Below are 21,407 nucleotides of genomic sequence, written 5' to 3'. Positions count from 1 at the left end.
GGACGCGACAGGCGGGCGGCGGGCCGCCCTCGCGGCACGGTCGTGGGTCAACTGGGGCTGACGATGAGGTATCTCTCGTCGGAGATGGCGCCGCCCCAATAGGACGGGTCGTCGAGGGCGCGAAGCTGCACGCTCTGCCGCCGATCGCTGACGATTCGGACGCTCTCTTCGGCGGTGAGCCCGGCGCCGGTGTGCCATCGCCCTTCGACGAGGATCAGGACGCCTGTCGGTGTGAGGAGCTTGATCCAGTTCTCCAGCGCCGCCGCAGGATCCGGCATCGCCCACAGCACATGGCGGGAGAGGACGACATCGAAAGATCCCGCAGGCAGCGGAGGGTCGGCCGCATCCGCGACGACGAAGTCGGGCCGCGGGTGCGTCTGCGCTCCCTTCTCACGCGCGCGCCGGATCATCTCCGGCGAGAAGTCGACGCCCGTCACGAGGTGCCCGCCCTCCTGGGCGAGCAGGAGGGAGAGCGTGCCGGTTCCGCACCCGAGGTCAGCCACTCGGAGTCCCCGGCCATCGATGACGGGAAGCAGCAGGTCGGCCCACGCCCGACGGATGTCGGGGTCGCGCAGCCCATGGTCGGCCGACTCGTCGAAGGTCTCCGCTTCGGCATCCCACAGCGATCTCGGGTCCTCGGTCATCCGCCCATACTCGCATCGGCCACCGACGCCGACGTCGGCCGCAGCGGGCGGGCCGCGAGGTCGGCCGGGGCGGGCATCCGGTTCCGTTCCGCGTTCGCGCCACAGAATGAGGCGTCCGCCGTCCTCCCAGACGGCGACGAGCCCGTCGCGATCCGTGCGCCCGACTTTCGTACCGAGACCCTCGAGCACGGCGATCGTCTCGGCTCGCGGGTGCCCGAACGTGTTGTCGGCGCCGACCATCATGACCGCGACGGAAGGATGGGCCAGCTCGTAGATCCGCGGTTCCTGATCGGCGCTGCCGTGGTGGGCGACCTTGACCAGAGCGTAGGGCGGAGCGAGCGTCCCGGATGCCACGAGCGACCGTTGCGGCGACGCCGACAGGTCGCCGAGCAGCAGCGACGGCGGGATCCCTCCCCCGCGTACGTCGAGCACGACGCTCGCGTCGTTGCCCGTGGGGAATGCCCGATTGTCGGCCCGCGGCCACAGCACGCGCCAGCGCGCTTCGCCGAGGGAGCCCGCCATGCCCGCGCTCGCTTCGACGACGCGCGATCCCGCCGCGTCGAGCCGAGCCAGCAGACCTTCGTCGGATGCTGAAGCCGGGGGTCCGTGGAGCACCGTCTCGACACGGTCGATCACGGCATCCACTCCCCCGGCGTGGTCGAGGTCGAAGTGCGTGAGCACGAGGAGATCGATCCGATCGACACCGGCTTTCGCGAGGCACGTTCCGAGCGCCGCGGGGTCCGGGCCCGTGTCGACGAGCGCCACGGCGTCCGCCGAGCGAAGCACAAGCGCATCGCCTTGGCCGATGTCGCACGCGATGATGCTCCAGGACGAGGGGATCGTCCAGCGACCGACGACGCCCGCGAGAGCGGACGTGCCCGCCGCGGCCCCGACCGTCACGGCCACGATCGCGCCGGCGACCGCGCGCGCGCGACGCGCCCGACTCGACAGGCCGATGAGCAGTCCGACCGCGGTGCCGAGCACAGCCAGCACCACGAGCCCGGGCAGACCTTCGAGCCACGGCAGCTGCCCGCCCGGCAGCGCCGCGAAGGTCATCGCAGTGCCCGCGATCCACGCTCCGGGCACCCACGCGATCGCCGCCATCCCGTACGCGAGCACCGGCACGGGCGCCGCAAGGCACGCGAGCAGCCCGACGATCGTCGCGGGGGCCGCAGCCGGCGCGGCGAGGAGGTTCGCCACGACCCCGTACAGCGGCACGGACGGCGCGATCATCACGAGCAGCGGCCCGCACGCGAGCTGCGCCGCAAGCGGCACCGAGAGGGCGAGTGCCGGTGCGCGCGGCATCCACCGGCTGAGGCCCTTCGCGAGCGGCCGTGCGAAGAGCAGCAGTGACCCCGTCGCCGCGGCCGAGAGGGCGAACCCGAGCGAGGTCGACAGCCACGGGTCCGCGACGACGAGCACCGCCACCGCGAGGCACAGCAGCGAGAATCCATGTCCGCTGCGGCCCAGCGCGACTCCGAGCATCGCGAGCGCGGCCATGACTCCGGCGCGCACGACGCTCGGCTCAGGTGTGACGAGGACGATGAAGCCGCCGAGCGCCGCGAGGGCGACACCGACACGGATGCCGCGCGGCGCGCCGCACAGCGCGGCGATCCCGAAGGCGATGCCCACCACGAGGGCGCAGTTGGCGCCCGACACCGCCGTCAGGTGTGAGAGCGACGAGGACTTCATCGCGGCGTCGAGCTCGGGCGACACGAGCGAGGTGTCGCCCACCGCAAGACCGGGTACGAGTTCGGATCCCGGAGCGGGAAGCCCCCGCGCAGCGCTCACGAGCCCGCGGCGAAGCTGTCCTCCGGCGGCCGCGACTCCCACAGGGCCTTCGACGACATCCAGCTCGCGCGCCGTCACCACGAGCACCGCCCGATCGCCGGGCGACGCGTCGCGGACCGTGCCACTCGCGACGATGCGCGCGCCGACGTCGACGGGCGCCACGCCCGACACATCCGACGGATCGACGCGGATCGTCACGTCCGTCGACACCGCCTGCGGCTCGGGGCCCGCCGACACGCGCAAAGCCACCGCGTCGAACGCCACGCGCCCGTCGGAACGCCGCTCGACTTTCCCCGTCACCACCGCCGCGACGGTCACCGCCCGACCTCCGTCGAGTCCGAGCGAGGCCGCGTCTCCGCGCGCCGGCAGCGCGAACGCGACGTGCGATGCCGCCGCGGCACCCGCCACGAGCGCCAGCACGGCGACGACGGCCCAGAGCGATGCATCCGCCATGTGTCGCCGTCTACGCGGCGCCCGCACCAGCCAGGCGAGCATCGCGAGGGCCGCGACCCACGACCCGATCGCGAGCCACGTCGACGTCGCGGGCGCCACCGTGCTCAGACCCGCGACCGCCCATGCTCCCGCCGCCACCGGAGCGAGCCGCACGTTCCTCCTGTCGGTCGACACGATCACACCGTCACCAGGTCGCGCAGCGCCTCGAGCATCTTGTCACCGATGCCCGGTACCGCCAGCAGGTCCTCGACGCTCGTGAAGCGTCCGTTCGCGTCGCGCCAATCGAGGATCCGCTGCGCCATCGCCGGGCCGATGCGCGGCAGCGATTCGAGCTCGGCGGCCGACGCCGTGTTGAGGTTGATCCTCCCGTCACCCGCCGAACCCGCGCCGCCCGACTCCACCTGCTCCCCCACCCGCGGGACGACGAGCTGCTCCCCGTCGCTCAGCGGCCGCGCGAGGTTGACGGCGGCTTCGTCCGCATCCTCGACGAAGCCGCCCGCCGCCGCGATGACATCCACCACGCGCGCACCCGCGTCGAGTCGATACAGGCCCGGGGCGGCGACGGCTCCGGCGACGTGCACATAGACGGATGCGGCGGCCGCGGCATCCGTCGTCACACCGCCCGCCGGATCGACCGTCACCGCCTCGACCGGCGATGCCGCTCCGCGGAGGATGCCGATGCCGACCGTGATCGCGAGAGCCGCGATCACGAGCACGATCGCGGCACCGACGCCCAGCCGACGACGACTCGGAAGCGCGGGCGGGTCGTGCTCTGGAACGGACACGCCACGAAGCTAGAAGCCGTCGCCCGCTCCGATGAGCGCCGCGGTGCGATCCGTGCACGACCGCGTGCGGGAACCGCCTGGGGAGGACTCGCCGAACCACCGCGCCCCGGGAAACGCGCACGAAACGAGCGGGTCACCGCGCCGACCCGCCCCTGTGTCATCGTGGTCTGCGACGGAAGGGAGCGTCGATGACAACATGTCGGGATCTGCTGGTGCTGCACATTCGGGATGAGCGTCCGCACGCGCCCGACTACCAGCGGCTGCTCGACGAGCTCAATGCCGCCGCGATGCGCGCGTTCGCCGACGCGGAGTGGTCGCCGACGCTTCTCCCCGTCGCGCAGCTCGACTCGCGCGACGTGCTCGATCGCGCACGCGATGCGCACGCCGTCGTGGTCATGGGCGGCGAAGACGTCGACCCTCGTCTGTACGGCGGCGCCCTCACCTACCCCGGCAGTGGACAGCACGAACCGGAGGCCGACCGGACGATGATCGCGGTCATCCGTCAGTCGCTCGACCGCAGATCGCCGCTGCTGGGCATCTGCCGAGGACATCAGCTCATCAACGTCGCCCTCGGCGGCACGCTCATCGAGCACATGACCGGGCACCGCGCGTCAGGTCCGAGCCATTTCGTGCGCACGCGAGTCGCCGTCGCGTCCGACGAGCCCGACCCCGCGGCGTTCTCCGTCGGCGACGACGCGCTGTGCTCGCACCACCAGGCAGTGCGCGAGCTCGGCGACGGGCTTCGCGTGGTAGCGCGCGCGGACGACGGCACGATCGAGGCGATCGCGCACCGCGAGGCGCCACTGCTCGGGGTGCAGTGGCACCCCGAGCACCCTGAGGTCGCGGGCGACCAGCTCGCGAAGCTGCTCCACCGCTGCGTCGACCGGACGACGGCGACCGTCTGACGGCCGGCCGCAGCGTCAGTGCGTGCTGAAGCTCACGACCTTGGGCGGACGAACGACGGCGCGCGTGATCTCGCGCCCCGCAAGCGAGCGCTGGACCTTCTCGTTCTCGCGCGCGAGCGCCTCGAGCTCGTCGGCGCCGATGCGTGCCGACACGTCGATCGTCGCCCGCACCTTGCCGTCGATCTGCACGACCGCCTTGACGGTCTCTTCGACGAGAAGCGTGGGGTCGGGGTGGCGCCACGTCACGAGGCCCACGAACGGCTCGTGGCCCAGCAGCTCCCACATCTCCTCGGCCGTGTGCGGCGCGAACAGGTCGAGGATCATCGCGGTGACCTCGGCGGCCTCGCGCACGGCCGGGTCGGCGGGACCCGCGCCGGTGTCGATGGTCTTGCGGATCGCGTTGACCAGCTCCATGAGGCGAGCCACGACGACGTTGAACTTCGTCTGCTCGATCAGGCCCGGGGCATCCGCGAGCAGTCGATGCGTCACGCGACGCAGCGCCTGGTCGCCCTCGGCCCACACGACGTCGGGGTCGCTCGTGACGTCGGCGGCCACGCGCAGCGCGCGAGCGAGGAACTTCTGCGCGCCCGTCGTCGAGACGTCCGCCCAGTCGATGTCGTCTTCCACGGGCCCCGCGAACGCGATCGCGGTGCGCACCGCGTCGGCGCCGGGATCGATCATGCTCGACGCGAACTCGACGAGATTCCCCTTGCTCTTGGACATCTTCGAGCCGCCGAGCAGCACCATGCCCTGGTTGATCAGGTTCGAGAAGGGCTCGGTGAAGTCGATGTAGCCCATGTCGTACAGCGCCTTCGTGATGAAGCGCGCGTACAGCAGGTGCAGGATCGCGTGCTCGACGCCGCCGATGTAGTAGTCGACGGGAGCCCATTTGGCGGCCTCGGCCGACGAGAACGCCTCGTTCGGGTCGTTCGGCGACAGGAAGCGCAGGAAGTACCACGAGCTGTCGACGAACGTGTCCATCGTGTCGGGGTCGCGCAGCGCCGGCTCGCCCGTCTCGGGGTCGACCGTGTTCATCCACTCGGTCGCGGCGCCCAGCGGCGACGTCCCCTTCGGCGCGAGGTCGAGACCCTTCGCGTCGGGCAGCGTGAGCGGCAGCTGGTCGTCGGGGACCGGCACGACGCGGCCGTCCTTCGTGTGGATCATGGGGATCGGCGTGCCCCAGAACCGCTGGCGCGAGATGAGCCAGTCGCGCAGGCGGTACGACTTCGCGGCGCGGCCGACGCCCTTCGCCTCCAGCTCCTCGATGATGCGCGCGATCGCGTTGCGCTTGCTCAGGCCGTCGAGCGAGCCCGAGTTGATCATGCGGCCTTCGCCCGTCAGGGCGATGCCCGTCTTCTCGGGGTGGATGTCGGCCAGCGACGCCTCTTCGACCGCCGACTCGAGCGGAACGCCGTTCTCGTCGGTCGGGATCACGGGGATGGCACCCGTGATCGGCGCCGTCGTGTCGACGACGACCTTGATCGGCAGGCCGAAGGCGCGCGCGAAGTCCAGGTCGCGCTGGTCATGCGCGGGCACGGCCATGACCGCGCCGTGGCCGTAGTCGGCCAGCACATAGTCGGCGGCCCAGATCGGCAGGCGCTCGCCGTTGATCGGGTTGATCGCGTAGCGCTCGAGGAACACGCCGGTCTTGGGGCGGTCGGTGTTCTGGCGCTCGATCTCGCTCTCGCGCCCGACGGTGTCGAGGTAGTCCTGGAACCGCATGCGGACCTCGGCGGATGCCCCGGCTGCCAGCTCGGCGGCGAGATCGCTGTCCGGCGCGACGACGAAGAACGTCGCACCGTGCAGTGTGTCGGGGCGGGTCGAGAAGACCGTGACCTTCTCGTCGCGGCCCTCGATCTCGAAGTCGATGTCAGCGCCGACCGAGCGACCGATCCAGTTGCGCTGCATCCGGATGACCTTCTGCGGCCAGAACCCTTCGAGCTGGTTCAGGTCGTCGAGCAGACGGTCGGCGTACTCGGTGATCTTGAAGTACCACTGGGTCAGCTTCTTCTTGGTGACCTCGGCGCCGCAGCGCTCGCAGCGGCCGTCGACGACCTGCTCGTTCGCGAGCACCGTCTGGTCGTTCGGGCACCAGTTGACCGGGCTGTCCTTGCGATAGGCCAGACCGCGCTCGTACAGGCGCTGGAACAGCCACTGGTTCCACCGGTAGTACTCGGGGTCGCTCGTGTGCAGGATGCGCGACCAGTCGTACGACGAGCCGTACTCGCGGAAGCTCTTCTTGTGCTGGGCGATGTTCGCGTAGGTCCACTCGCGCGGGTCGGCGCCGCGCTGGATCGCCGCGTTCTCGGCCGGCAGACCGAACGAGTCCCAGCCGATCGGGTTCAGCACGTTGTAACCGCGATGACGCCAGAAGCGCGCGACGATGTCGACGTAGGCGTAGCTCTCGGCGTGACCCATGTGCAGATCGCCCGACGGGTACGGGAACATCCCGAGCACGTACTTGCGCGGACGGGTGTCGTCGTCGCCGCCGGCGCGGAACGGGTCGGCCGCCTCCCAGCGAGCCTGCCACTTCTGCTGGATCGCGTACGGGTCGAACGCACCGCCACCGGCATGCGCGGCGGTGTCGGGAGGAAGGGTCTGAGACACGGGTGATGCCAATCCTGGTATGTCTGGGCGCGCGCGAAGTCGCGGAATTACCAGGTTACCGGAGAGAGCGACACCGCTTCCCGGGTGCGGGCTCCTCTCCGATCACCAGCCGGGCGGGAGCTCAGCCCCGATCGCGGCGAGCGGCGCGCGCGCCTTGATGCCGACCTCGGCGACCTCTGCGGGCGGGTCCGAGCGCCACGTGATGCCGCCGCCCGCGCCGACATAGGCGCCGTCGCCGTGAGCGACGATCGATCGGATCACCATCGCGAGGTCGAGCGCCCCGTCGGCGCCGACCCATCCGAAGCATCCGGAGAACACGCCCCGCGGGCCGCGCTCGAGCTCGTGCAGGATCGTCATCGCCGAGAGCTTCGGGGCGCCGGTCATGCTCCCCGCCGGGAACGCCGCGTCGAGCAGCCCGCCGAGCGTCGTGCCGGGGAGCAGGCGCCCCGACACGGTGCTCACGAGCTGGTGCACCGCGGGATACGACTCGACCTCCAGGAGACCGTCGACCCCGACGGATCCGGGCTCGCACACGCGCGACAGGTCGTTGCGCATGAGGTCCACGATCATGACGTTCTCGGCGCGCTCCTTCTCGTTCGCGCGCAGCTCCGCCGCGAGCGCGGCGTCCTCGTCGGGCGTCGCCCCGCGCGGCCGCGTGCCCTTGATGGGCTTCGTGCGCACGACTCCGTCGCCCACCTCGAGGAACTGCTCCGGACTCGCGCTCGCCAGCACGACCCCACCGATCCGGATGAACCCGCCGTGGTGCGAAGGCGTCGCCGCGCGCAGGCGGCGGTAGGCCGCGACCGCGTCCACCGGCCGGTCGAGGGTGAACCGCGTCGTGAGGCACAGCTGGTACGCGTCGCCCTCGCGGATGTGGTCGCGGCACCGCTCGACGAGCCCCGCGTACTCGGCGGGAAGGTGACGGGCGGATGCCTCGACCGCCGTCGCCGGCGGCGGGACCGGATGCGGCAGCACAGCGCTCCGCGCGAGCGCGGCGAGGCCCGCGGCATCCGTCTGTTCGCCGACCGCCCACACGCGCCGGGTCGTGTGGTCGAACGCGAGGAACGACTGCGCACGGAGCCACGCGGCCTGCGGCACGGTCGGATCAGGCGTCGCGGCGGGGGCACCCGCGCGGGCGGCCGCGTGTTCGTACGACAGCCAGCCGACCCAGCCGCCGCGGAAGGGCATTTCCGCGCTCTCGTCGGTCACCGCGCCGCCGAGCGGGACTTCGCGGACGGAATCCGGATCCTCCTCGCGCCGCCCCGTGCCGAGGAAGCTCCACCCCGCGGTCGCCGTCGGGCCCGCGTCGAGCCAGAAGACGTCGCCGTCTCGGTCGGCGAGTGCGCAGAACACCGCCTCGGGATCGACCCAGGCGTCGAGCGGGACGGCTGGGCACTCCTTCGACACGCGTTCTAGGTTACGTGGGCGCGCGAGGCCGCCCGAATGTGGCGGGAGACCCGGACCTCGCGGGGATCTCTGCGCGAACTCCCATAAGAGCGTCCACGATGCCCCGTAGTCTCGTCCCGTGAACGAGTTTCTGACGTGGCTGCTCGACATCGTGCAGAGCGTCGATCCCGTCCTGCGGACCTTCCTCGCCGGCCTCGCGATCATGCTCGAGACCAGCGTGCTGATCGGCCTCTTCGTCCCCGGCGACACAGTCGTCATCGTCGCGGCGACCGCGGTCGGCTCCCCGCTCGAGGGTGCGCTCCTCATCATCACGGTCGTCATCGGCGCCCTCATCGGCGAGAGCATCGGCTTCTGGCTCGGACGCGTGCTGGGGCCCGCTATCCGGCATTCGCGTCTCGGAAGGCGCATCGGCGAGCGCAGCTGGGAACGCTCCGAGCGCTATCTGCAGCGCCGCGGCGGACCGGCGATCTTCCTCTCGCGGTTCCTGCCGGTGCTCCACTCGCTCGTTCCGCTCACCGTGGGCATGAGCGGCTACCGCTACGGCCGCTTCCTCGCGTGGACGGCGCCCGCGTGCGTCGTGTGGGCGGTGCTCTACGTGTCGGTCGCCGCGTCGGCGGCGGGCACCTATCGCAGCCTCGCCGACAAGCTGCACTTCGCGGGGTACATCTTCGTCGGCGTCATCGTCCTGTTCCTCGCTCTCGTCCTCCTCGCGAAGAAGGTCATCGAGCGGATCGAGCGCCGTCACCTCGACGGCGAGGAGGGGGCGGATGCGGCATCCGAAGACGCCGTCGACGACGCTCTCGCCGACCTCGAGGACGACCGCGACGCCGTCCTGCGTGCAGATGGGTTCGAGGAGGACGTGAAAGACTGAGGGGATGCCCGAGACCGCCAACCCTGCCCCCGAGACGAAAGTCTTGTGGCTCGCGCGACTCGAGTATCGCTTCCATGCGTGGCGTGAGCGCCGTGCGCGCAAGCGCGGGCATCTGCCCACCGTGATGCCCTTCCCGGGCTACGGCGGGCCGGATTGGGTGCGTGTCGTCGGGCGCGTGATGATCGTCCCTCCGGTCAAGCGAACCGAGTCCGGCGAGTACGCGAGCGTGCGCGGCTGGCGCAGCTTCGTCGCGGTTCCGATCGGCTTCGCACAGGTAACCGTCACGATCGGCGATGTGTCGCACGAGGTCGTCGCCGACCGCGGCGGTGTCATCGACACCGTGCTGCCCGCGACGCTCGAACCGGGGTGGCAGACCGTCACGATGTCGGTCGAGGGCCAGGAGCCGGTCGAGTCCCGCGTGTTCATCGTCGGCCCCGACGTGCGGTTCGGCGTGGTCTCCGACGTGGACGACACCGTCATGGTGACGGCCCTCCCGCGACCGCTTGTCGCGGCGTGGAACTCGTTCGTCGTCGACGAGCACGCACGCCAGCCGGTCGCCGGCATGGCGGTGCTGCTCGAGCGCATCGTGCGAGAGAACCCCGGCGCGCCCGTCGTGTACCTGTCGACCGGTGCGTGGAACATCGCGCCGACCCTCACGAGGTTCCTCACGCGCCATCTCTTCCCGCCCGGCGCGATCCTCCTGACCGACTGGGGCCCGACCCACGACCGCTGGTTCCGCAGCGGCAAGGCCCACAAGGCGTCGAACCTGCGGCGTCTCGCATCCGAGTTCCCGCACGTGAGGTGGCTGCTGATCGGCGACGACGGTCAGCACGACGACGAGCTCTACACGACGTTCACGAGCGAGCACCCGGGTCACGTGGCCGCCGTCGCGATCCGCCGCCTCTCGGCCGCCGAGGCCGTGCTCGCCGGCGGTCGCACGGTCGTCGACGACCACTCGGCCGCCGACGTCCCGTGGGTCACGGGCGCCGACGGCGCCGAACTGCTCGAGAGGCTCGAAGGCGTCGGCGTCGTCGAGAGCTGACAGGGACCGACCCGACGTCGGATGCCCCGCGTAGGCTGGCCGCATGTGCGGACGTTTCGTCGTGGCCGAAGTCGGATCCGAGCTCGTCGGCGTGCTCCGGGTCGACGTCGAGAGCGATGACCTGCCCGAGCCGTCGTACAACATCGCACCCACGAGTCGTGTCGCGATCGTGCTCGACTCGGCGAAGACCGACCCGCCGACGCGGCGCCTCGAGCCGGCGCGCTGGGGGCTCGTCCCCGCGTGGGCGAAAGACCTCTCGATCGGAGCGCGCGCGTTCAACGCGCGCTCCGAAGAGCTCGAAGACAAGCCGATGTTCCGCCGTGCGCTCGAGAAGCGGCGCGCGATCGTGCCGGCGTCCGGCTATTACGAGTGGAAGGTGGGCGACCAGAAGATCCCCCACTACATCCACCCGGCCGACGGGTCACCGCTCTTCTTCGCGGGCCTCTACGAGTGGTGGAAAGACCCGTCGAAGCCCGACGACGACCCCGACAAGTGGGTGCTGAGCTTCACGATCCTCACGCGTGACTCGATCGGCCGTCTCGGGTCGATCCACGACCGCATGCCGCTGTTCCTCGACGTCGACCACGCCGACGCGTGGCTCGACACCGCGACCGACAACGTGCGCGACGTCCTCGACGCCGCGATCGACGCCGCCCCGGCGGTCGCCGAGACGCTCGACGACCACGTCGTCAGCAAGGCCGTGGGGAACGTGCGGAACAACTACCCCGAGCTTCTCGAACCCGTCGAACAATGAACGCGCTCAGCGCCGGCGCGGAACCCCCGCCTACCCTGGAGTGGTGACCTCCCCGACCCTCGCAGAACCGCGCACGCGCCTCGACGCCGAAGCGTGGCGCGCGAGTGAGGCTGCGCACATCGAGCGCGCGGACGCGCTCACGGCCGGCCACCGCGCCCGCGCCGCGCGCGGCGAGAGACATCCCGTCGAGGACTTCCTCTTCACGTACTACTCGTACAAGCCGGGTCTCCTGAGGCGCTGGCACCCGGGCGCGGGCGTCGAACTGGCGGATACCGCCACCACCCCGCGCGCGACGTGGCGGTGGTACGCCGAGGGCTCCGAGCCCGGTTCGCTCGTCGTCGACGCGAACGGATTCCTCACCGAGAAGCGCGACCTCGTGGGTGCGGTCGAGCGCATCCTGCGGCTCACGGCCGGTCGGGCGGGGCGCTTCGGATGCTTCGGACTCCACGAGTGGGCCATGGTGTACCGGCAGCGGGAGCACCGGCATCCGGTCCCCCTGCGGCTCGGCCAGGCCGAGACGGATGCCGTCGTCGAAGCCGCCGATCTGCGCTGCACGCACTTCGACGCATTCCGGTTCTTCACCCCCGAGGCGGTGCCGCGCAACAGCGAGACCCCCACGCGCGCACGTCAGCCCGAGCTCGAGCAGCCCGGGTGCCTGCACGCCGGGATGGACCTGTACAAGTGGGCGGTCAAGCTGGGTCCGATCGTGCCCGGCGAGGTGCTGCTCGACGCGTTCGAGCTCGCGCGCGACATCCGCGTGCTCGACATGGAGGCCTCGCCGTACGACTTGCGCGAGTGGGGTTACGAGCCCGTCGCGATCGAGACGCATGAGGGCAAGGCCGAGTACGTGCGGAGGCAGCGTGCGTTCGCCGAACGCGGCCAGGAGCTGCGTGCACGACTGCTCAGGGCCCTCGACCACGCGAAGTCGACAGCCTCCGCCGCCTGAGCGAGCCGCCGCCGCACCCGCCATCGAGCCGCCGCCCCCGCCCGCTGAGCGAGCGCAGCGAGACGAAGCGCCCTACCCGGCGACCGCCTCGCAGTCCCCGCACGGCACCATTCCGCGACCCGCCGCAGCGAGTTCGAGCCGCAGCTCGGTGACACGTGTCGCCGCGTCTTCGAGTCTCTCGGCCGGCAGTGCGCCCGACTCGACCGCCGCGACGATGCCGTCGACCACTCGCATGGCGGTGTCGGCCGTCGAGAACATGACCGCGAGCACCATGTCGTTGCCCGCGGCGAGCGCCGCGACGGCGTTGGCGACAGGGTCGCGGTACTCGGCGACGCCGGACGCCTCCAGCATGCCGAGGTCGTCCGTGATCGTGACGCCGTCGAAGCCGAGCTCTTCGCGCGCGATGCGGTGCCATTCCGCGGAGAGCGAGGCAGGCGCCGCGTCGACGGCGGTGAAGGCGAGGTGACCGAACATGAGCAGCTCGGCGCCCGCGTCGATGCCGGCGCGGAACGGCATGCCGTCGGCGGCCTCCCACTCCGCCTTCGGCATCCCCGTCGCGGGGATGAGAGTGTGCGAGTCACCGGGCGCCGCGCCGTGCCCCGGGAAATGCTTGAGGGTCGAGAGAGAGGCGGATGCCTCGCCCGCCACTGCGGCGGTCACACGCTCGGCGCTCGCCTGCGGCGTCGTGCCGAGCGCCCGCCGGTAGATGAAGCTCGACGCGTCGGGCGCCACATCCGCCACGATGCCGAAGTTCACGCCGATGCCGGCCCGCAGAAGCAGCGCGCCGCGCCCTGCGAACGCATCCTGAGCCGCCGCGGCCGGCTCGTTCTTGAGGGCGAGTGCCGAGGGGAACGGGTCCCATCCCAGCCGCGCGACGTCGCCGCCTTCCTGGTCCACCGCGATGAGCGGCGGCAGCGCGGGATCGGGCGTGAGGGCTGTGGTGATCGCGCGCAGCGACGCCTCGTCACCGGGGATGTTCGCGCCCATGAGGATGAATCCGCCGATGCCGGTCTGCGTCATGTAGGACGAGAGCGACGCGGCATCCGTCGTGGGGATGTGCCCCATGACCACACTGGCGGCACGCTCCCGCGTCGACATCGCGGCGACGATCTGGGCGGCACGCTGTGCGAACGCACCCGCGTCGGCGGCGCGCACGACGACCGCTCCGCCCTCGACCGGCCGTTCATCGGCCCGCACCGCGACAGGGGCGAGCCCTGCGCACATGGCCAGGGCGGATGCCACCGCCCCCGCTGCGAGCCGCCGCCGTCGCCGATCCACACCTCAAGCCTAGGTGTCCTGCGGCGGTATCATCGCGCCACGGTGATCCCTCTACGACAGCGGGACCGCCAGCGACTCTGGGGAGGACCGAAGTGTCCAACGACTACACCGGCATCCGTCGCATCACCGACAAGACCGCATCCAAGCGGTGCGCCGATCGACTGCTCGCCATGCGGCGCACGCTCGAGCCGCTGCGCCGCCGTCGCAACGACGGCAGCCTCCTGCTGGCGACCTGGAACATCCGCGACTTCGACTCGAACAAGTTCGGGTGGGGGCCGCGGCTTCCCGAGAGCTTCTACTACCTCGCCGAGATCATCTCGTCCTTCGACCTCGTCGCCGTGCAGGAGGTCACCCGCGACCTGCGCCCCCTGGAGAAGCTGCTGCGGATCCTGGGACCCGACTGGGACTTCATCGCGACCGACGTGACCGAGGGGACGGGCGGCAACAGCGAGCGCATGGCGTTCCTGTTCAATCGCGACCGCGTGCGGTTCCGCCGCATCGCGGGCGAGATCGTTCTGCCGCAGGGCCAGCTCGTCGTGGGCCTCACCGGCGAAGGAGCGGAACGCTCCGACGACTCCGGCCTGCAGTTCGCGCGCAGCCCGTTCCTCGTGTCGTTCGCCTCGGGGTGGTTCTCGTTCTCGCTGTGCACCGTGCACATCTACTTCGGCGACGAGAGCGGCGCGCGGCTCGAGCGTCGCATCGCCGAGATCGAGCGCCTCGCGGCATTCCTCGCGAAGCGGCAGGACACTGCGTCCCGGGCCGCAGGAGGAGCCGCGGCCGGTGAGAACTTCATCGTGCTCGGCGATTTCAACGTCGTCAGCCCCGAGCACCGCACGATGCAGGCGCTCCGCAAGCACGGATTCGAGGTGCCCGCGCCGATCGACGGGCGCAACATCCCCGATCGCGAGCACTTCTACGACCAGATCGCGACGCGCGTGCGCGACGACCGCTTCGAGGTCGTCACCGGCGGGATAGTGAACCCGTACGCCGATGTGTTCCGTGACGAAGACCTCGAGACCTACCGCCCGTTCTTCGAGTCGCGGATCCCCGACGGCGCCGACGCCAAGAAGGTCCTGTCGGTGTACCGGCAGTGGCGGACGTGGCAGATGTCGGATCACTCTCCGCTGTGGGTCGAGATCGCCACCGACTTCGCCGACAGGTATCTGGAGCCGATCGCCGCAGGCTGACGGTGTTGAGCACCACAGGTTCGCTCGATACCGTGAGTCGGCATGTGGAAGCCGACCGCGCTCTTCCTCGCGCTCACCGCGCTGCTCAGCACGGTGTTCTATGTCGTGATCAACGCCACCGGCTCCCCCGCCCCGTGGGTGCTCGGACTCATGTGGATGCCGGCTCTCGCCGCTGTGCTCACGTGCACGATCCTGCGGCGTCCGCTGCGATTCCTCGGCGGCAGCCGATGGAGCGGACCGTTCGCCGTCATCGCCTACATCGTGCCGGTGCTCTACGGACTCGCGATCTACGCCCTCGTGTGGGTCACGGGAATCGGCGGATTCCCGAAGCTCGACTCCGTGGACGCCTTCGCCCAGACCGCCGGCCTCGAGTCGTCGTCCGAGGCGACGCGCATCGTGCTGTTCATCGTGGTGAACGCGGCGGTCGGCACGATCACGGGCCTGCTGGCCGCGATGGGAGAAGAACTGGGCTGGCGCGGATTCCTCGTGCCCGAGCTGTACCGGAGCATGGGGTTCGTGGGCGTCGCGATCGTCAGCGGGGTGATCTGGGCCGCGTGGCACTACGCGATCGTCGGGGTCGTCTACCCGGACGTCGAACTGCCGCTCTGGTATTGGATGCTCATGTTCTCGGTCGCCGCCGCGGGCGTCGGAACCCTCGCAGCCTGGCTGCGGCTTCGCAGCGCCAGCCTGTGGCCGCCGGTCATCCTCCACACGTCGTCGAACCTGTGGATGCAGTCGATCCTCGATCCGCTCACGGTGTACCGCGAGGGGACGGATGCCGTCGCGGGCGACCTCGGCATCGGGATCGCTGCGGCCGGTCTCGTCGTCGCGATGATCGCGATCCTCCTGCGAAAGCACCTCCCGTCGTCCGAGGAGTTCGAGCGCCTCAACGGCGTGCCTGCCTCGCTCGAGGACCGGCTCGCGCCGGTACCCGCCGTCCGCTGAGCCGGTCGCGACGGCCGACGTCAGTGTCGCGCGACGATCGCGGCAGCATCCGTGCCCGCCGGCAGGACGCCGTACTGCGCGCCGCGGTCGTCGCCGAGGCGCGCCGCCACGAACGCCTCCGCGGCGGTGTGCGGCGCGTGGCGCAGCATGAGCGACGCCTGGAACGCGAGCGCGAGGTCTTCGGCGAGCCGCCGCGCCTGTGCCTGGGCCGTGTCGGCGTCCGCTCCCGCGAGTGACCGCAGGAGGCCGAGTGTGCGCTCGACGTGGGCGTCGAGCACGGATGATGCGCTCCACGTCGGGGCGAGTTCCTCGGCGAACGCCTCAGCGGCGTCGGGCTCGCGTGTGAGCGCGCGGAGCACGTCGAGCGCGATGACGTTGCCGGAGCCCTCCCACACCGCCATGACGGGCTGCTCGCGGTAGCGCCGTGCGAGCGGGAACGCCTCGGTGTAGCCGTTGCCCCCGAGGCACTCGAGCGCCTCGTACGCGTGATGCGGACCGCGTTTGCACACCCAGTACTTCGCGACGGGTGTCGCCAGGCGACGCAGCGCGATGTCGCGGTCGGAGGCATCGGCCTCGAAGAGCTGCGCGAGCCGGAGACCCGTCAGCAGCGACGACTCGTACTCGAGCGCGAGGTCCGCGAGCACCGCGGTCATGGCGGGTTGCTCCACGAGTCGGCGCCCGAACGCGGACCTGCCTCGCGCGTGCCACACCGCCTCAGCGACGGACTGACGCATGCCGGCGGCCGTGCCCAGGACGCAGTCGAGTCGCGTGCGCTGCACCATCTCGATGATGGTCCGGATGCCTCGCCCCGGCTCGCCCACGAGCGAGCCCACCGTGTGATCGAACTCCATCTCGCTCGACGCGTTGGAGCGGTTGCCGAGCTTGTCCTTCAATCGCTGGATGCGGAAGTCGTTGTGTGTCCCGTCGGGCAGCACGCGGGGCACGAGCAGGCACGAGAGGCCTTCGTCGCCACCCGCGCGCCTCGTCTGCGCGAGCACGAGGAACGCGTCCGACATGGGAGCGGAGCAGAACCACTTGTGACCTGTGATCACGTACTCGTCGCCGCCGACGTGCTCGCCCGACGTCGTGTTCGCCCTCACGTCCGAGCCGCCCTGCTTCTCGGTCATCGCCATGCCGAACAGCGCGCTCGGCTTCTCGGCGGCAGGCAGCAGCCGCGGGTCGTACTCGCGCGAGTAGAGGCGCGGCAGCCACTCGGCCGCGAGTGAAGGAGCTTCGTTCAGGGATGCGACGGCGGCGTGCGACATCGAGACGGGGCACGCGTGCCCGGGCTCGACCTGCGCGAACAGCATGAACATCGCCGCCCTCGCAACGCTCGACCCCGGCACCGGGTCGGCCCACGCCGACGTGTGCGCGCCGCGCGCGACAGCCTCGCGGATCACGCGGTGGTACGACGGGTCGTACTCGACCTCGTCGACGCGGCGTCCCCACCGGTCGTGCGTGCGCAGCACGGGTTCGAGCGTGTTCGCGCGCTCGGCGTCGGTCTGGAACTCCGCGGATCCCGTGAGGCGCCCCGCGTCGCGGAGGGCGGCATCCGCCCAGCCCGCACCGAACGCGCGCACCGCCTCGGTGAGCGGCGCATTCGAGCCGTATTCGTCGACGTCGACGCGCGGGGGCGCTTGATTGGTCACCTCGTGGGTCACGACTTCACCGTACCGTCGTGTGCCGACGGCGACGCGTCAGTCGACCGCCGCGATCGGCAGGCGCAAGAGGAGGTCGTCTTCGGGGCGGGGCGATCCGCGCCCGTCGGTGTTGTTCGTGAGCACCCAGAGGGATCCGTCCGGAGCGAAGACGACATCGCGCAGACGCCCCTGCTCGCCTACGAGCACGGCGACCGGATCGTGCACCGCAGCGCCCGCTTCTGTGTCGACGATCCAGAGGCGCGAACCGCGGAGCCCCGCGACGAACACCGTGTCTCCGACCGCCGCGATGCCACTCGGACTCGCCTCGGCGGTGCGCCACGTCGCAACCGGCTCGACGAAGCGGCCGTCGCCGCCGACGCCCTCCACGATCGGCCAGCCGTAATTCCCGCCCGGTTCGATGCGGTTCAGCTCGTCCCACGAGTTCTGGCCGAACTCGCTCGCCCACATCGTGCCGTCGGTCGTCCACGCGACACCTTGCACGTTGCGGTGCCCGAGGCTCCACACGGCGTTGCCGAACGGGTTGCCCGGAGCCGGGTCGCCCTCGGGCGTGAGCCGCAGGATCTTGCCGTTCGGCGAGTTCGGATCCTGCGACGAGTCGCGGCTCGACGCATCGCCCGTCGTCACGTAGAGCAGTCCATCGGGGCCGAACGCGATGCGGCCGCCGTTGTGGTTGCCGGCTCGCGCGATGCCGGAGAAGACGAGCTCGGGCTCGCCGAGCGCGAGCGCTCCGGTGTCGCCGGTCAGCGGCATCCGCACGACCCGGTTGTCGTCGGTCGCACCGTGGTACGCGTACAGCCACCGCGAGGCCCCCTCCTCCCACAGCGCGAGGCCGTGGAGCCCCGCCTCGCCGCCCGCCACGACGCCGGGGACGGTCCCCGCATCGCGTAGCTCGCCCGACGGCGTGAGCTCGAGGATGCGCCCGTCGTCGCGCTGGCTGATGAGTGCTCCCCCGGACTCGAGCGGCACCACCGACCACGGAGAGCGGAGGCCCGTCGCGAGCGTCGCGGGAGCGCCCTGCGGTGCCCACCATCCTTCCGCCGGTTCGTACGCCGTGGCACTCGCACTGGGCGTCGGTGTGCGCGCAGCGGCGGGCGGCACGGGCTGGGGAGGACTCGACGGAGCACACGCGCATGTCGCACCCACTGCCGCGGCCAGTACCAGGGCCGCGAGCGCGCGTCGAGACCGTGTCATCCGCCGTCGGCTGCTCGCTCGACGGCCGCGATGTCGATCTTCGTCATCGAGAGCATCGCCTCGACGGAGCGGTGCGAGCGATCGGGATCGGGGTCACGGATGAGCTCGATGAGGCGGTCGGGCACGATCTGCCACGAGAGCCCCCATCGGTCCTTGAGCCAGCCGCACGGCTGCTCCTGGCCGCCGTCGGCCGTGAGCGCCGCCCAGTAGCGGTCGACCTCCTCCTGGTTCTTGCACGACACGTACAGCGAGACCGCCTCGGTGAAGGGGAACTGCGGCCCCGCGTCCATCGCGTAGTAGTCGCGCCCGGACAGGCGGAAGTGCGCGTGCATGACCTTGCCGCCCATGCCCGGAACCTCATCGGGGTACTTGCCGACCGACACGACCTCCGAGTTCGGGATCAGCGACGTGTAGAACGCGATCGCCTCCTCGGCGTCGTCGTCGAACCACAGGAACGGCGTGACATCGCTCATGGACTCAGACTTCCCCTGCGGTCGCTGCGACGCAAGAGAGGGGGCGACGGATGCCGCGGCGCACAGCTCGCGGCATCCGACGTCACGGCTGCGGCAGCTGCTCGGCAGCCCACCGGTTCATGTCCGCGTTGAACGCGGCGTCGCGCAGCGGCTCGGGGCGTCGTGCCGTGTACACGATGCGCAGTCCTTGGGGGCTCGTGACCGCGAGGTCGCGGGTGTTCCATGCCGTGTCGGCCGGCCCCTCGACCGAGGTGCCGCCGACGCTGCGCGCACGCGCCGCGAGCGCCTCGAGCTCGTCGAACGTCGCCGCGATCGACAGCTGCAGTCCGTCGCCGACGGTGGCGACGGCGGATCCGCGGCGCAGCAGGATGTCCTGGTAGCGCCAGCGCCGCAGGTGGATGAGCGCGGGGTCATCGCCGGGCGGCATCGCGAAGAGCTCGATGAAGTCGAGCGCCTCCCTGAACCACGCGGCCGCCGCTCGGACGTCGGCGACTTCGAGCGACACGAACATCGGCATCCCGTAGATGTCACGGGTGATGCCCTCTTGGAGTTCCGGTGATGTGCTCATGGAATCGAGGATGCGGGTTGACGCGACGTCAAGGTCAACCCCGCATCCTCGATCGGATGCCTCGTCAGGCAGACGTGCCGTTGCCGATCGGGATCCGACGCGGTGCGACGGACTGTGCGAGAGGCACGGTGACCTTGAGCACGCCCTTGTCGAACGTCGCGGCGATGTTGGCCTCGTCGGCCTGCTCCGGAAGAAGGATGCTGCGGTAGAAGCTCGTGGTGGATTCGCGCATCACGTACTTCTTCTTCTTGTCCTCTTCCTTCTCGTGACGCTGCGCCTGGATCACCAGGGCACCGCGGTCCACATCCACGCTGACGTCGTTCTCGTCAAAGTTCGGCAGGTGCGCCTCGACGACGAGCTCCTTGTCGTCCTCCGTGGTGTAGACGTCGGTCGTCGGCATCCGTCCCTGCATGGTCCGCAGGCCTCCGTCGAACAGATCCCTCGTGAATGCGCTGAGCTCTGCGAACGGGTCGAAGCGGACGAGATTGCGTGCCATCGTTCTCTCCTTTCGATCAGCGGACTACACGCACTTTCAGACTGCGCCGCGCGGGGCTCCTGCGCTGGGACGATGGTCCCTCCGACCTGACCGGGCATGGGCGGACGGCGACATCCGGCGAGAGGGGACCGTCCGTGCCGCAGCGCGCCTGCGACAATCGACGTATGGCGCGCTCGGCGAGATCCGCATCCGGCACGCGCCGCGCGGCACCTGCCCGGGGTCGAGCCGGTGCGACACGTGCCCACGCGCGGAAACGCCGCACCTCCCCGGCTCAGCGCCGTCGCAAAGCGCAGCGCGCACGCCGGTGGCGGATCGCACTGATCACCGCCGCATCCGCCCTCGCCGTCGCCGCCGTGATCTCGGTGATCGCGATCGTCGGCCTGGCCGCACGCGCATTGAGCGATCTCGGCACCGGGCTCGACGGCATCGGCGACGCCATCACCGACCCGGGTCCGTTCGACCCGCTCGCCCGCTACGACGAAGAGCAGCTCGCGAACGCGGGAACGATCGTCACCGCCGCGTGCGATCTCGGCCTCGGCACCCGCGACCAGGCCATCGGGGTCATGACCGCGATGGGCGAATCATCGCTGCGGAACATCGAGTACGGCGACTGGAAGACCAGCGGGGTCACGAACCCGGACGGGTCTCCCACGACGTCGATCGGCCTGTTCCAGCAGCAGGACGGCTGGGGCACCCGCGAGCAGCGTCTCGACCCGTACACCTCCGCCACGATCTTCTTCGAGGCGATGCTCCGCAAGGTTCCCGACCCTGAGCGCCAGCAGCTCGAGCCGACGATCGTCGCACATCGCACGCAGATCAACCGAGACCCCGGGCATTACGCGAAGTACTGGACGGGTGCTGTGCAGGTCGTCGCCGAACTCCGCCATCGCGGAGTCGGCTGCGGGGAGTGAGCCTATTTCGGCGGTGGCGGTGGCGGTGGCGGCTCCGGCTCTTTCGTCTGCGGCGGGCCCGGACCAGCGTCTCATGCTCGAGACCGACTTCGGCTGCCTGTACCTCGACCCGACGTGCAACCCGAGGTCGAGGTCTCTGACCCGTCCCGAGCTCGAAAGCGGGCCGCTGGCGCCTTACGCTGTGTGGGTGTTCGCGGCCGCCGCCATCGAGGCTCGCCGCGAGCGCCGGCGGGAGGAGGCACAGCCGTGATGGAGTACATGGTCCAGTACCGGAACTGGTGGGACGAGAGCCTGTCAAGTTGTGTGTGTAAGTGGGCGGTGTCTCGGGGCTAGAGGTAGTGCTCGATGCGTTCGGGGAACGCGATCGCGAGCTGCTCGAGTGCCTTCTTCCAGTTCGTGACGACCTGGCCCTCGATGAGCCGGCCGGAGGCCTTGCGTTCATGGGACGGGCGACCGCGTTCGCGTTCCCGGTCGCGGGCGCGTTTGTCCTCG

Annotated in this window: 19 protein-coding genes and 1 pseudogene; 9 read left to right on the top strand and 11 right to left on the bottom strand. The window is 70.7% G+C overall.

Going from position 1 to position 21,407, the window contains the following annotated elements; translation table 11 throughout:
* Nucleotides 1-47: 47 nt before the first annotated feature.
* Both VNR19_RS16775 and VNR19_RS16770 read right to left on the bottom strand, forming a co-directional pair.
* A complete protein-coding gene (locus tag VNR19_RS16775; RefSeq protein WP_325728418.1) occupies nt 48-3,062 on the bottom strand; it encodes a ComEC/Rec2 family competence protein in 3,015 nt (1,004 codons plus the stop codon).
* Nucleotides 3,063-3,064: 2 nt separating this feature from the next.
* Complete coding sequence (locus VNR19_RS16770) at nt 3,065-3,673, bottom strand: ComEA family DNA-binding protein (RefSeq protein ID WP_325728417.1); 609 nt, start codon at nt 3,671-3,673, stop codon at nt 3,065-3,067.
* 212 nt (nt 3,674-3,885) lie between these two features.
* Between VNR19_RS16770 and VNR19_RS16765 the strand changes: the two genes are divergently transcribed.
* Nucleotides 3,886-4,578: a gamma-glutamyl-gamma-aminobutyrate hydrolase family protein gene (locus VNR19_RS16765; protein ID WP_325728416.1), complete on the top strand. Its 693-nt coding sequence runs from the start codon at nt 3,886-3,888 to the stop codon at nt 4,576-4,578.
* A gap of 15 nt (nt 4,579-4,593) precedes the next feature.
* Here VNR19_RS16765 and leuS read toward each other — a convergent pair whose 3' ends face one another.
* Nucleotides 4,594-7,185, bottom strand: a complete 2,592-nt coding sequence (gene leuS, locus VNR19_RS16760; protein WP_325728415.1) for a leucine--tRNA ligase — start codon at nt 7,183-7,185, stop codon at nt 4,594-4,596.
* A gap of 102 nt (nt 7,186-7,287) precedes the next feature.
* Entirely contained in the window at nt 7,288-8,592 is a 1,305-nt protein-coding gene (gene pabB / locus VNR19_RS16755; protein ID WP_325728414.1) for an aminodeoxychorismate synthase component I, read from the bottom strand.
* A 118-nt stretch (nt 8,593-8,710) separates the two neighbouring features.
* Here pabB and VNR19_RS16750 point away from each other — a divergent pair, with 118 nt between their 5' ends.
* Genes VNR19_RS16750 through VNR19_RS16735 form a run of 4 tightly spaced genes read left to right on the top strand, consistent with a single transcriptional unit; the run spans nt 8,711 to nt 12,205 of the window.
* Nucleotides 8,711-9,463 carry a DedA family protein gene (locus VNR19_RS16750; protein WP_325728413.1) on the top strand — a complete coding sequence of 251 codons (753 nt, stop codon included), beginning with the start codon at nt 8,711-8,713 and terminating at the stop codon, nt 9,461-9,463.
* A 4-nt stretch (nt 9,464-9,467) separates the two neighbouring features.
* On the top strand, nt 9,468-10,505 hold the full coding sequence (locus VNR19_RS16745; protein ID WP_325728412.1) for an App1 family protein phosphatidate phosphatase: 1,038 nt from the start codon (nt 9,468-9,470) through the stop codon (nt 10,503-10,505).
* Between the two features lie 43 nt (nt 10,506-10,548).
* On the top strand, nt 10,549-11,259 hold the full coding sequence (locus VNR19_RS16740) for an SOS response-associated peptidase (protein WP_325728411.1): 711 nt from the start codon (nt 10,549-10,551) through the stop codon (nt 11,257-11,259).
* Between the two features lie 43 nt (nt 11,260-11,302).
* Nucleotides 11,303-12,205: a 3-methyladenine DNA glycosylase gene (locus tag VNR19_RS16735; protein WP_325728410.1), complete on the top strand. Its 903-nt coding sequence runs from the start codon at nt 11,303-11,305 to the stop codon at nt 12,203-12,205.
* Between the two features lie 72 nt (nt 12,206-12,277).
* Here VNR19_RS16735 and VNR19_RS16730 read toward each other — a convergent pair whose 3' ends face one another.
* Nucleotides 12,278-13,483 carry a glycoside hydrolase family 3 N-terminal domain-containing protein gene (locus tag VNR19_RS16730; protein WP_325728409.1) on the bottom strand — a complete coding sequence of 402 codons (1,206 nt, stop codon included), beginning with the start codon at nt 13,481-13,483 and terminating at the stop codon, nt 12,278-12,280.
* Between the two features lie 92 nt (nt 13,484-13,575).
* Here VNR19_RS16730 and VNR19_RS16725 point away from each other — a divergent pair, with 92 nt between their 5' ends.
* On the top strand, nt 13,576-14,670 hold the full coding sequence (locus VNR19_RS16725; protein ID WP_325728408.1) for an endonuclease/exonuclease/phosphatase family protein: 1,095 nt from the start codon (nt 13,576-13,578) through the stop codon (nt 14,668-14,670).
* A gap of 42 nt (nt 14,671-14,712) precedes the next feature.
* Nucleotides 14,713-15,615 carry a CPBP family intramembrane glutamic endopeptidase gene (locus tag VNR19_RS16720; protein ID WP_325728407.1) on the top strand — a complete coding sequence of 301 codons (903 nt, stop codon included), beginning with the start codon at nt 14,713-14,715 and terminating at the stop codon, nt 15,613-15,615.
* 20 nt (nt 15,616-15,635) lie between these two features.
* Here VNR19_RS16720 and VNR19_RS16715 read toward each other — a convergent pair whose 3' ends face one another.
* From VNR19_RS16715 to VNR19_RS16695, 5 genes are all read right to left on the bottom strand, one after another.
* Nucleotides 15,636-17,276, bottom strand: a complete 1,641-nt coding sequence (locus VNR19_RS16715; RefSeq protein WP_325728406.1) for an acyl-CoA dehydrogenase family protein — start codon at nt 17,274-17,276, stop codon at nt 15,636-15,638.
* Between the two features lie 36 nt (nt 17,277-17,312).
* Nucleotides 17,313-18,467: a PQQ-dependent sugar dehydrogenase gene (locus VNR19_RS16710; protein WP_491715947.1), complete on the bottom strand. Its 1,155-nt coding sequence runs from the start codon at nt 18,465-18,467 to the stop codon at nt 17,313-17,315.
* Nucleotides 18,464-18,940 carry a VOC family protein gene (locus VNR19_RS16705; RefSeq protein ID WP_325728404.1) on the bottom strand — a complete coding sequence of 159 codons (477 nt, stop codon included), beginning with the start codon at nt 18,938-18,940 and terminating at the stop codon, nt 18,464-18,466. Before VNR19_RS16705 ends, VNR19_RS16710 begins: the two co-directional genes overlap by 4 nt.
* Nucleotides 18,941-19,022: 82 nt before the next feature.
* Nucleotides 19,023-19,508: a VOC family protein gene (locus VNR19_RS16700; RefSeq protein WP_325728403.1), complete on the bottom strand. Its 486-nt coding sequence runs from the start codon at nt 19,506-19,508 to the stop codon at nt 19,023-19,025.
* Nucleotides 19,509-19,572: 64 nt separating this feature from the next.
* Nucleotides 19,573-20,004 (bottom strand): Hsp20/alpha crystallin family protein, encoded by a 432-nt coding sequence (locus VNR19_RS16695; protein ID WP_325728402.1) that lies wholly within the window; start codon nt 20,002-20,004, stop codon nt 19,573-19,575.
* 164 nt (nt 20,005-20,168) lie between these two features.
* On the opposite strand from VNR19_RS16695, the gene VNR19_RS16690 reads away from it, so the two are divergent.
* Nucleotides 20,169-20,915, top strand: a complete 747-nt coding sequence (locus VNR19_RS16690) for a peptidase M23 (protein WP_325728401.1) — start codon at nt 20,169-20,171, stop codon at nt 20,913-20,915.
* 73 nt (nt 20,916-20,988) lie between these two features.
* Nucleotides 20,989-21,165, top strand: a complete 177-nt coding sequence (locus VNR19_RS16685; RefSeq protein ID WP_325728400.1) for a hypothetical protein — start codon at nt 20,989-20,991, stop codon at nt 21,163-21,165.
* Nucleotides 21,166-21,244: 79 nt separating this feature from the next.
* On the opposite strand, the pseudogene VNR19_RS16680 reads toward VNR19_RS16685, so the two are convergent.
* Nucleotides 21,245-21,407, bottom strand: a pseudogene (locus VNR19_RS16680) (IS256 family transposase); the annotation flags it as partial.

It is taken from the genome of Microbacterium sp. (assembly GCF_035556355.1).
In the GTDB taxonomy this organism is placed as follows: Bacteria; Actinomycetota; Actinomycetes; order Actinomycetales; family Microbacteriaceae; genus Microbacterium.
Note: the sequence above shows the minus strand (reverse complement) of the source record. Positions and strands in the feature narration are given on the sequence as shown.